The sequence below is a fragment of the Klebsiella sp. YJ genome (assembly GCF_002108615.1).
Classification (GTDB): domain Bacteria; phylum Pseudomonadota; class Gammaproteobacteria; order Enterobacterales; family Enterobacteriaceae; genus Klebsiella; species Klebsiella planticola.
On sequence record NZ_MTEG01000058.1, the window covers coordinates 1 to 10,721 of the forward strand.

The 10,721-nt window shown below is 49.9% G+C and carries 9 protein-coding genes and 1 pseudogene; 5 read left to right on the forward strand and 5 right to left on the reverse strand.

Annotated features, from left to right (window positions below):
* Positions 1–105: 105 nt before the first annotated feature.
* From arsA to BV390_RS29295, 5 genes and pseudogenes are all read right to left on the reverse strand, one after another.
* Positions 106–864: pseudogene (gene arsA / locus BV390_RS29275) on the reverse strand (arsenite efflux transporter ATPase subunit ArsA); the annotation flags it as partial.
* Positions 865–881: 17 nt separating this feature from the next.
* Entirely contained in the window at positions 882–1,244 is a 363-nt protein-coding gene (gene arsD, locus BV390_RS29280; RefSeq protein WP_000783215.1) for an arsenite efflux transporter metallochaperone ArsD, read from the reverse strand.
* A 47-nt stretch (positions 1,245–1,291) separates the two neighbouring features.
* Positions 1,292–1,645, reverse strand: a complete 354-nt coding sequence (gene arsR, locus BV390_RS29285; RefSeq protein WP_001114073.1) for an As(III)-sensing metalloregulatory transcriptional repressor ArsR — start codon at positions 1,643–1,645, stop codon at positions 1,292–1,294.
* A gap of 292 nt (positions 1,646–1,937) precedes the next feature.
* Positions 1,938–2,360 carry a radical SAM protein gene (locus BV390_RS29290; RefSeq protein ID WP_085397608.1) on the reverse strand — a complete coding sequence of 141 codons (423 nt, stop codon included), beginning with the start codon at positions 2,358–2,360 and terminating at the stop codon, positions 1,938–1,940.
* Positions 2,361–2,655: 295 nt separating this feature from the next.
* Positions 2,656–3,603, reverse strand: a complete 948-nt coding sequence (locus BV390_RS29295) for a sugar-binding transcriptional regulator (protein WP_058679492.1) — start codon at positions 3,601–3,603, stop codon at positions 2,656–2,658.
* A 206-nt stretch (positions 3,604–3,809) separates the two neighbouring features.
* On the opposite strand from BV390_RS29295, the gene dalD reads away from it, so the two are divergent.
* The 5 genes from dalD (at position 3,810) to BV390_RS29320 (ending at position 10,342) form a co-directional block, all read left to right on the forward strand.
* Entirely contained in the window at positions 3,810–5,207 is a 1,398-nt protein-coding gene (gene dalD, locus BV390_RS29300) for a D-arabinitol 4-dehydrogenase (RefSeq protein WP_058679491.1), read from the forward strand.
* A gap of 11 nt (positions 5,208–5,218) precedes the next feature.
* The gene (xylB, locus tag BV390_RS29305; RefSeq protein ID WP_058679490.1) at positions 5,219–6,691 is read left to right on the forward strand and encodes a xylulokinase; all 1,473 of its coding nucleotides are present in this window, start codon (positions 5,219–5,221) and stop codon (positions 6,689–6,691) included.
* Between the two features lie 95 nt (positions 6,692–6,786).
* Positions 6,787–7,746 (forward strand): substrate-binding domain-containing protein, encoded by a 960-nt coding sequence (locus BV390_RS29310; protein ID WP_058679489.1) that lies wholly within the window; start codon positions 6,787–6,789, stop codon positions 7,744–7,746.
* Between the two features lie 110 nt (positions 7,747–7,856).
* The gene (locus BV390_RS29315; protein ID WP_058679488.1) at positions 7,857–9,356 is read left to right on the forward strand and encodes a sugar ABC transporter ATP-binding protein; all 1,500 of its coding nucleotides are present in this window, start codon (positions 7,857–7,859) and stop codon (positions 9,354–9,356) included.
* A gap of 11 nt (positions 9,357–9,367) precedes the next feature.
* Entirely contained in the window at positions 9,368–10,342 is a 975-nt protein-coding gene (locus BV390_RS29320) for an ABC transporter permease (RefSeq protein ID WP_080396565.1), read from the forward strand.
* The last annotated feature ends 379 nt before the right edge of the window (positions 10,343–10,721 follow it).

The window sequence follows — 10,721 nt, forward strand, 5'->3', positions numbered from 1 at the left end:
CTCGGAGGGGGGGCACTATTTCCGTTCTCCAAACAGTCCCTTGGATGCGCTAGCAGGCGGGCTGAAATGGCGTAACGGAAATTTCGGCGGTTCCGGCGTAGAACCCCATATTGCAGCGGCCAGTGCATCACGTTCTGCTTCGCTCGCAGGCAGGACACCGTTAATGACTAAATACTGATTTTTAAGGCCAATAGCTGATAATTCGTCATGAGTACGAGCGACTTCCTGCAGTGTTGATTTTTGCAATCGCGCGACCAGCACAAGGCGAGTTCGTTCAGGATCGGATAATGCCTCAACCGCATGAGCATATTGCTCGCGTTGTTTTTCCAGCCCAGCCATTGGACCAAGACAGGAAGCACCATCCGGGTTACTTTCGATGAAGCTGCTCCAGGCTCCGGGAAGCTGAAGAAGGCGAATAGTGTGGCCAGTTGGGGCAGTATCAAAAATGATGTGATCAAAGCGGGTCAGCAGAGAAGCGTCAGTCAGTAAGCCAGTAAACTCGTCGAATGCAGCGATCTCTGTCGTACAAGCTCCTGAAAGCTGTTCACTGATGCTGTTAACAACGTCATCAGGCAAAAGACCTTTAATAGGGTCAACGATTCTGGCGCGGTATTGCTGGGCGGCGTCCTGCGGGTCAATCTCCAGAGCCGAAAGACCAGACACAGCAGTCACGGGCTGGATAGTGTTACCGATAGTCTGATCGAATACCTGACCGACATTGGAAGCCGGGTCGGTACTGACAAGCAGAACACGCTTTCCCAGTTCAGCCAGACGTATAGCCGTTGCGCAGGAAATCGAAGTTTTGCCTACACCTCCCTTACCGGTGAAAAACAGGTAAGACGGGATATTCTCTAAGAATTTCATATGTCCTCCTGACATACTCAACAACAGGAAGTTTTACCACCACAGCAACTGGTGGAAGCTAAACCCACCTTTTCCAGCGGTATACCAAACCAGCGAGCCAGTTCAGCGCGTTTTGGGTATCGCCCGGCCATCACCGTTTCACCATCAAGCAACAGCAGCGGAAGCCCTTCAGCTCCAGAAGCCTCAAGGAATGCTTTCGCTTTTTCGTTCTCAACGAAGCTCATAGGCTGCTGCGCCAGGTTATAACGTTCGATCTGAACCCCACGCCCTTTCAGCCATTGCACATCAGCAGAAAAATTGACCAAAACCTGATCGACATCTGAACCACAAACGCCGGTACTGCAGCACATCGCCGGATCAAACACCGTTAACATTTTCATCTTTAACACCTCATATTCGTAAAAACATATATGTACAGGCAAAATTTTTAGATACAAACAGCCTTACCGCTGCCAGAGCAGTTGGCCGATGCCAGCTTACGGGCGATGGCCTGTACGTCGTCCTGTTGACTTAACCAGGCCTGCTCAATCACCAGGGCAGCCCAGGAAGGAATATGCGGGGATAAGCGATAATGAACCCATTTCCCCTGCTTGCGATCCAGCAACAGGCCACTTTCCCGAAGCATCGCCAGATGGCGGGAGGTCTTGGGTTGTGATTGTTCCAGCGCTGTGCAGAGATCGCATACGCACAGCTCCCCCATCTCCCTGAGCAGTAGCACGATACCCAGGCGGGTTTCATCAGATAGTATTTTGAAAAGTTGTAGGGATGCAATTTCTGGCATTATGTACTCCTGCTATGAATGGGTATTGTCTCTCCACCAAAACAAGAAGTCAAAATCATATGTGTTTTCTCGCATGTGAGTGCAGGTGTCACTATGCGGTTGAAAAACGACCTGATGTGCGATCGTTACGTTAGTTGGGTAGGTAAAAAAGTCATTTGAGGCTAAAACATTGCTTAGTGCGGGCTTTCAGTTCATAGAGAAGAATGAATAATATCAATTATAACAATTGGTTATTTCCTTAGCGTACGTTTTCGTTCCATTGGCCCTCAGACCCCTATCTCTATATCACTAATTAATCCTTCATGTATGATTTTTTGATCCACTCAATAGTTCCCCTTAACGTTGAGTCCGTTTCAAACTCAGTCCCGAGAACGAATGAACTATATACATAGATACCTGCTTCTTTGAGTTTTCGCAGCGCTGCATAATTCACATCAACTGAATCTCTCTTGCCTTTCATCATTTTTAACGTATGGTCAGATCCTGATTCAAGGCCAATATTCATCTTAAAAATGTTGAGTTTTTTAAGTGTACTCACCAGACCTTCATTTCTGACGATATCAATGGCCTGACCATAAATGAAAAAATAGGGATCAAAACCAAGATCGTAAGGTCTGAATTTAACCAGTTTTCGCATGTAAGAGGCAAAGCTTGTAAGGCTGTCACAGACTTCATAAAATAATTCAGCACGTATTTGCTGATTTGCTAATTTCACTTCCTCCCAGAACCTATGTGGACTGGAAAAAAATGTCTAACAGCATATCGCTCTCGTGATACGTCACGCCTCTTTTGTTTAATTTTCTGAAGTAAGGCGCATTCAGAGATGCATTTTTACTATTTCTTTAAAAGCTAGATCCGCCGCAGTAAGTAAAATTGATTAATGTTTGTATTCATCCTGGCTCATTGACAGGAATATCAAATGTTACACGGAGCATAACACTAATGATATTAAACATGGTAATGCCTGGCTTTATCATGTTATCAAAGCCGCCTTCAATGAAGGCGGCTTTTTACTCTTTCAGTAGTTTCAGCGCCGTGTCTTCATCGGTGACTAGTCCGGTGATCCACTGGCCGATCAGTGCAGCACGTATAGCCTGATATTTCCTGGCTCCGCCGGAGAAAGCAATAATCTGGCGCCCGGTGTGACTTGTTAGCGGGACGCTGGTAAGCAGCGCATCCAGTTCTGATGCGAGACGCTCACCATAATGATTGATAAAATGACCTAACATTTCACCTGCCACATGCTGGCTTTTTAATGCTTGTACCTGGGCGTCAGTAATAAACCCTTCGGCATTTAACGGACCACCTAACTCGACTTCACCAATCCCGATAAAAGTGATATCAGCATTGAGCGCCCGGATGGCGACGCGCTGGTAAACCGGATGCTGGCACCACATTGTCTTGTCTTCCAGATTTTCTGCGTATAGTGGTGCCGGGATGAAGAAATATTTCCCCCGCATTTTTTCCGCCATTTTGAGTGGTACGTCGTAACGGGTACCTGAATCGTCGCGGGCAATCGCGCCAATCAGTGATACACATTGATGTTGCGGGCGATCGTAATGAGGCAGAGCATCAATAACGGCGCGCAGCGTTTTACCGGAGCCAACGCCAAAGACTCGCGGCTTCTCATCGCCAATAAACTGCGCCATCACCTCCGAGCCCTCCACTGCCAGCATCTGCTGAATCGCGTCGTTTTCTAATCCAACGGAAGGCACGATGCGGCACAAAGACAGACTAAATTTATCCTGTAGTTGGCGTGCCAGTTTCATACAGTGTGTAACCGGATGGGTGATGCCGACCGACACCATGCCCGTTTCGCGAGCGCCCGAAACCAAACGCTGCGCCATCTGGCGCGACATTCCTAATGCCCTGGCGATTTCCTGCTGCGTCATCCCGGCAACGTAATACATCCACGCAGCCCGGGCGGCAAGCTCCTGTTTTTTTTCTTCTCTGTTCATAGTTCGAGTTCCTGCGTTGCTAAGTGACATTCTACCCGGGCTTGTTTTTTCTGTCGACACTACTTGCGCAAAAGTACCATCAGCGAGCAAATGCCAGCTTATGTGAATTGTGTCGCAGAAATTAGCCTAAGGAAATCCTAACATCTGCCAATAAAAAGTGGGCATATGCCCTCTTAAAGATTAATTGCTCACATATGGGGGATGTAATGAATAGTGAAAAATCGGTGTGGATGCATATTGGCGCAGGTTCGTTTCATCGTGCTCATCAGGCGTGGTATCTGCACAAACTGATGCAACAGGGTGATGATAGCTGGATTATTGCGCTGGGGAATATTCGTGGGGATCTGACTTCTTTTCTGACAGCACTTGCTGCACAGAACGGGGAATACGTGCTGGAGACCGTCTCGCCGGAAGGCGAACGTAACTACGAAACCATCACATCTATTCATAAAGTGTTACCGTGGGATGAGGATATCAGCGCACTGGTGGCGCAGGGCACGGACAAACAGACCCGGGTGATTGCGTTTACCGTCACGGAGAGTGGCTACTATCTGACTCCTGAACATGAACTTGACAGCCAGCAAGCGGATATCAAAACCGACATTAACGGCGGTATTTGCACTCTGTACGGCGCCCTAACCCGTATTCTGAAAGAGCGTATGGAGGTCCATGGTGAACCGGTCACGCTACTGAGCTGCGACAACCTGCGGCATAACGGCGAACGTTTCCGCCACGGATTTCTCTCCTTCCTCAAAACCAAAGGTGAAATTGCACTACACGACTGGGTGAAGAACAACACTACATCGCCAAATACTATGGTAGACCGTATTACGCCGCGTCCGACGCCGGATGTTGCCGAGCGGGTGCTGGCAGCAACCGGTAAGAAAGACGCTGTACCAGTGATGGGGGAATCCTTCATTCAGTGGGTCATTGAAGATGACTTTATCAATGGCCGTCCGTCACTGGAGAAAGTGGGCGTTGAACTGGTGGAATCCGTACTTCCATGGGAAGAGGCGAAAATTCGTATACTCAATGCGACTCACAGCTGCATCGCCTGGGCCGGTACGCTGACAGGCCTGAGTTATATCGACGAAAGTACCCGCCAGAAAGCGATCCGCCAGATGGCCTGGGAATATATCACTCAGGACGTTATTCCATGCCTCACCCCAAGTCCGCTGGATCTGGAACTGTATCGCGATATGGTACTGGCGCGTTTTGGCAATCCCTATATCAAAGATACTAACCAGCGCGTGGCGGCAGACGGCTTTTCTAAAATTCCCGGGATGGTCACGCCGACGCTTATCAGCTGCTACCAGCGCGGCGCAACTCCAGATGCGACGGCAGTGTTACCAGCACTGTTCTTCCTCTTCTTAAAACGTTGGGCCGAAGGCACCCTGCCGTATTCCTATGAGGATGGCGTAATGCGTCCGGAAGCGGTACGCGAGGTGTTCGCCAGTGAAGATCCGCTGGCGACCTGGGTGGCGGATGAAACACTGTTTGCAGAATTGGCGAACAAACCTGAATTTCTGTCGCTATTGCGTCGCAAGGTCAGTTCACTGGAGCAGTGGGTAAAACAGCCGCAGGCACAGCTGACAATAATCTGACAGGAGATGCTATGTATCTGGGTATTGATGTTGGAACATCAGAAATCAAAACGCTACTACTGGATGACAGCAACAAAATTGTCGCCATGGCAGGCGTGCCGCTCACGGTTCAGAGGCCTCGGCCTCATTTTTCAGAGCAGGATCCCGAAAGCTGGTGGCGGGCGTTGAACCAGGCAATGGGCCTGTTACGTACTCAGGCTGGAAAACGCTGGCAGGAGTTGCGGGCAATTGGTCTGTCCGGGCAAATGCACGGCGCAGTGTTGCTCGGCAAGCATGGTAATGTACTGCGCCCCTGCATTTTATGGAATGACACCCGCAGCGCTTCGCAGTGCGAACTGTTGACGCAGCGTGCGCCGGAACTGCATCAGGTGGCAGGCAATCTGGCAATGCCGGGCTTTACCGCGCCGAAACTGCTGTGGGTGGCGGAGCATGAGCCGGACGTATTTGCCCAGATTACCCATGTTCTCTTGCCAAAAGATTATCTGCGCTGGCGTATGACCGGGGAATTCATCAGCGATATGTCGGACTCTGCGGGCACTCTTTGGCTTGATGTGGCGCGTCGGGACTGGTCGGATAGTCTGCTGGCTGCCTGCGGACTGAACCGGGGCATGATGCCACGTCTGGTTGAGGGTTCAGAACCTGGCGGGCAGTTAAAAGATACTGTTGCCAGCGAATGGGGTATGCCGTCAAATATCATGCTCGCGGGCGGCGGTGGTGATAACGCTGCCAGTGCGGTCGGCATTGGCGCAGTGAAAACGGGAGATGCCTTTATTTCACTGGGAACCTCCGGGGTACTGTTTGTGGTTAACGATCGCTTCCGTCCGAATCCGCAATCGGCGGTTCACGCGTTTTGTCATGCACTGCCGCAGCGCTGGCATCAGATGAGCGTAATGCTGACTGCAGCCAGTGCGCTGCGCTGGTTGTGTAACCTGCTGAACTGCGATGAGGTCACGCTGATGGCGGAAGTTGCGCAGTTGGGTGCCGCAAAGCGTCATACCGCGCCGCTGTTTTTGCCTTACCTCTCCGGTGAGCGCACGCCACACAACGATCCTTATGCATATGGAGCGTTCAGTCATTTGACACATGATGTGGACCGCGCCCGCTTAGGCTATGGAGTTATTGAAGGGGTTACCTTCGGTCTGATGGATGGTCTGCAGGTACTGTATGAGGCTGGCGCTGAACTGACAGAATGTTCTTTGGTGGGCGGGGGGGCACGCAGTGCCATCTGGGCACAGTTGATTGCCGATGTGCTGAATATTCCGATTATCACCCATGAAGGCGGCGAAGCTGGCGGTGCGCTTGGCGCGGCACGCCTGGCCTGGCTGGTGACAGGGGGCGATGAGCAACTGGTTTGCGCCAAACCGAAGGAGCGGCAGCGTTATCTCCCTGATAGCTCGCAGCAGGCGTTTCTGCAGCAGCGTTTGCAGGAATTCCGTCTGCAATACCGGCAACAGGTAGAGGCCCGGGGAATGCTGCGTTCTTAATCGCGCATTACTTTATTCAAGAATCCGTCGGTATCCGGTGGCGCAGTGTTGCCGGATACCCCGGTTATCTGTGTAACCTACATAAGGAAAATACGATGAAAAAGTTGGTTTTGGGTATAGCGCTTGCCGTTGCGGCCATTTCCGTGACCGCACACGCTGATGACAAAATTAAGGTCGGCTTTGCTAACCGTACTCTTAATGGCGCTTTCTTTAATGGATTAACGGAATACATGAAAATCCATGCTAAAGAGCATGGCTATGAACTGATCACCACCGATGCGCGTGGCGATCTGAATAAACAAATCTCCGACGTTGAAGATATGTTGTCTCAGGGCATTAACTACCTAATTCTCAACCCACAGGATCCCGAAGCCGGGATGCGTATTACTAAGATCGCCAAAAGCAAAAATGTACCGGTCGTCGTGCTCGACAGCGATATTTCGCTGGACGCACCAGTCATCACACGCGTACAAGCCAATAACATGAAAAACAACATTCTGATTGGCGAATATGCGGTGAACAAATTTGGCGATAAGCCAATGAACTGCATCATTATTAGCGGCAATCAGGGCAACCTGGTGGGTGAAGCGCGCCGTACCAACTTTATGCGTGGGGTTATGGAAGCGCAACTGCGGAAGTATAACCATACACAACTTACCATCGTCAGCCAGGGCTGGGGTAACTGGGACCAGCAGGGCGGCCTGAAAGCGATGGAAGATTTAATCGTCGCACAGGGGGACAAGATCAACTGCGTTTATAGCGAGATGGATGATATGGCGCTTGGCGCGGTGCTCTCACTGAAAGCAGCAAACAAACTGGGTAGCGTCAGCGTATTCTCTCACGATGGCTATAAAAAAGGTCTGGAAGCCGTTCAACGTGGTGATATCCAGGCAACCGCTTCAAATAACCCGGATCAGCTGACCAGCACTGTCCTGGACGTTATTGCTAAATATAATGCCGGGCAAAAAGACTTCCCGGACTACGTCTATATCCCGTCAATCTTGATCACGAAAGATAATGTGAGCAAGTACTATAACAAGGACGCCATTTTCTAATTTACCTGTCTCTCCGATAATCCGGGGAGACGTTTTTATACTCTCAGGATTTCGGGCTGCAGCCCACGCACCTGCGACCCGAAAAACGACGAGTAAATGGGGGCGTTTTGATGGAAGAATATGCAATCGTCATCGACAGGGTGAAAAAAAGCTTTGGCGGGATTCATGCACTTAAGAATATCGGCCTGAAAATTAAACGGGGCGATATCCATGCGATCGTCGGCGAAAACGGAGCCGGTAAATCGACGTTAATGAAAATTTTATCGGGGATTTACACCAGGGATGGCGGGACGCTGCAAATTAACGGCGAAGAGGTTCACTTCACTTCACCAGCGCAGAGCCGGGACAGGCATATTGGCATTATATATCAGGAGCTGGCACTGGCACCGGACCTGACAGTTGCGGAAAATATTTTTCTCGACGATCTGGGAATGGGTAATCGGGTAATTAACTGGAGCTCGCTGAATAAAAAAGCGGCTAGGGTGTTAAGCAACCTGGGCTTTGCCATTAAACCCGAAGACAGAGTCGGCGATTTGAGCGTGGCGTATCAGCAGATGGTGGAAATCGCCAAATCGCTGGCACGTGACGTAAAAATACTGATCCTTGATGAACCAACCGCGGTGTTATCCGAACGGGAAATTGAGATCCTCTTTAGTCAGTTGAAATTGTTAAAAGGCCAGGGGGTGACGATCCTGTACATCTCCCATCGTCTGGAAGAGATTTTTATGATTGCTGACGCGATTAGCGTCATTAAAGACGGAGAGTCTGTTGGCGATCTCGACCCGAAAACCTGTAGCGAAGACGATATTATTTCCGCTATGGTGGGGCGTAAGTTTGAAAACCTGTATCCACCAAAAAATATCCCCCAACAGGAGGAAGTTCTGAATGTGTCGAATTTGTCGACCCGTTCACTGCTTAACGATATCAATTTACACGTGCGTAAAGGTGAGATTGTCGGTCTGGCGGGACTGGTGGGTGCAGGGCGCACCGAAATCGCCCGCTGTCTGTTTGGCATTGACCGAATGTCCGGCGGCACAATAACCAAAAACGGGCAGCTTATTGTTATCCATCATCCGGCGGATGCAATGCGGCATGGCATTGGTCTGGTGCCGGAAAGCCGCAAAGAGCAGGGGGCGATTCTCAGCCAGAGCATTCGCGAAAACATCTCTCTGTCCCACCTGAAAAGTGTGTGTTACCGGTTAGGCATTCTTAACCACCAGCAGGACAAACGACTTGCCGAGGAGTACCGCACTAAGCTCAAAATAAAATTGGGTTCGGTTGAGCATCCTGTTTCAAGTCTCAGCGGCGGTAATCAGCAAAAGGTTGTGATCGCAAAATGGCTCAACACAGGCTGCGATGTGCTGATCCTTGATGAGCCGACTCGCGGCGTCGATGTGGGAGCAAAAGTTGAGATTTACAATGTTATTCATGAGCTTGCCGAAAGAGGATATGCCATTATTTTGATCTCTTCGGAAATGGTGGAGGTCATCCATTTATCGCATCGCGTCTATGTGATGAGCGAGGGCAGCATTACTCGCGAGCTAACTGGGGATGAGATCTCTGAAGAAAACATTATGAAACATGCCATTCCAAAACGGGCACTGGTTTGAACGAGGACGCTATGGAAAAAGTTAATCAATCTCACGTGATGCCCCAGTTTTCGACGCGGGCTCTCACGTTCCTTATTAATAATTCCACGCTGGTGGTGTTTATTTTAATGTTGGTGATCGCCGGGATCCTGTCAGATAAATTCTACAGCGGCGACAACATCACTAACGTACTGCGTCAGAGCGTACCGTTAGGTCTGGCGGCGCTGGGGATGTTGTTTGTGATCCTGACCGGCGGTATTGATTTATCCGTTGGCTCGGTTATGGCATTTATTTCCGTGGCCGTGGCGATTTTTATCCCGGAAATCGGCCTGTGGCCTGCAGTATTTGCCAGTCTGTCCGTGGCGGCAATTATCGGCGCTGGTGCCGGGGTGCTGGTGACACTCTTTAATATTGCGCCGTTTATCGCCACGCTGGCGATGATGACGATAGCTCGGGGGCTGGCGCTGATTATCTCGCAGGGGCAGCCGATATTTATTGATGATGTCACGCTGGTTGATTTTGGCATTGGGTATTTTCTGGGATTACCGATGCCGGTCTACGTGCTGCTCTTTTTCGCACTGTTAGCGCAATTCATTTATAAATACACGGTGTTTGGCCGCTTAACAATATCGATTGGTTCTAACGAAACGGCGACCCGTTTCGCCGGGATCAAGGTAGGCTGGTACAAATTCGCCGTTTACGCGCTGAGTGGGTTCGCTTGCGGCCTGGCGGGGCTGTTGGCCTCCACGCGTACCGGAGTGGGATCGCCGGTATTGTCCATTGGCTTTGAACTGGATGTGATTGCGGCTGTTGTCGTGGGGGGGGCCAGCCTGGCAGGTGGGCGCGGTAATGTTGTTAACACCATTGTCGGTGTGATGATTCTCAGTATTATTTCCAACTTAATGAATCTAATGAATATCTCCGGTTACAACCAGCAGGTTGTTAAAGGCTTGATTATTATTGCGGCGGTAATGCTGGAAAGTTTGAAATCGCGTCAGCGTAATTAAGCCAAAAAACACCCTTCAATCCTTTCAACCGGAGGATGGGTGTTTTTGCAAGCTAAAATAATGAAGTTATCAAACAGGTCAGAAGTTCATATGAGGCAGATATTTTTTCTTCAGCAGTTGGAGACGGACTATTTGCTTCGTTATGTCGATCTGCACCTTTGCAGTCTGCCCGCTTCGCTGAAGTTTATTCTTTTATCATGGATGACCAGAGCAAAAACAGCGTTACCTGGAAAATAAACGGTTTCAAAACCTATCGAAATAATTGGGGTCGCCTCAGAAAACGGAATCTATGGTCACTCCCGTTTTTGCAACACCGATTTTGACGACAAGTTGGCTTGCTTGAATCTATCCGGCGTCTGAATGGGATTTTATTCCCGCG

Bases quoted from the DNA above. Each gene is read 5' to 3' on its own strand.
- dalD (WP_058679491.1), top strand. From the start codon at position 3,810: ATGAATAGTGAAAAATCGGTGTGGATGCATATTGGCGCAGGTTCGTTT.
- BV390_RS29310 (WP_058679489.1), top strand. From the start codon at position 6,787: ATGAAAAAGTTGGTTTTGGGTATAGCGCTTGCCGTTGCGGCCATTTCC.
- xylB (WP_058679490.1), top strand. From the start codon at position 5,219: ATGTATCTGGGTATTGATGTTGGAACATCAGAAATCAAAACGCTACTA.
- BV390_RS29320 (WP_080396565.1), top strand. From the start codon at position 9,368: ATGGAAAAAGTTAATCAATCTCACGTGATGCCCCAGTTTTCGACGCGG.
- BV390_RS29295 (WP_058679492.1), bottom strand. From the start codon at position 3,603: ATGAACAGAGAAGAAAAAAAACAGGAGCTTGCCGCCCGGGCTGCGTGG.
- BV390_RS29315 (WP_058679488.1), top strand. From the start codon at position 7,857: ATGGAAGAATATGCAATCGTCATCGACAGGGTGAAAAAAAGCTTTGGC.
- arsR (WP_001114073.1), bottom strand. From the start codon at position 1,645: ATGCCAGAAATTGCATCCCTACAACTTTTCAAAATACTATCTGATGAA.
- arsD (WP_000783215.1), bottom strand. From the start codon at position 1,244: ATGAAAATGTTAACGGTGTTTGATCCGGCGATGTGCTGCAGTACCGGC.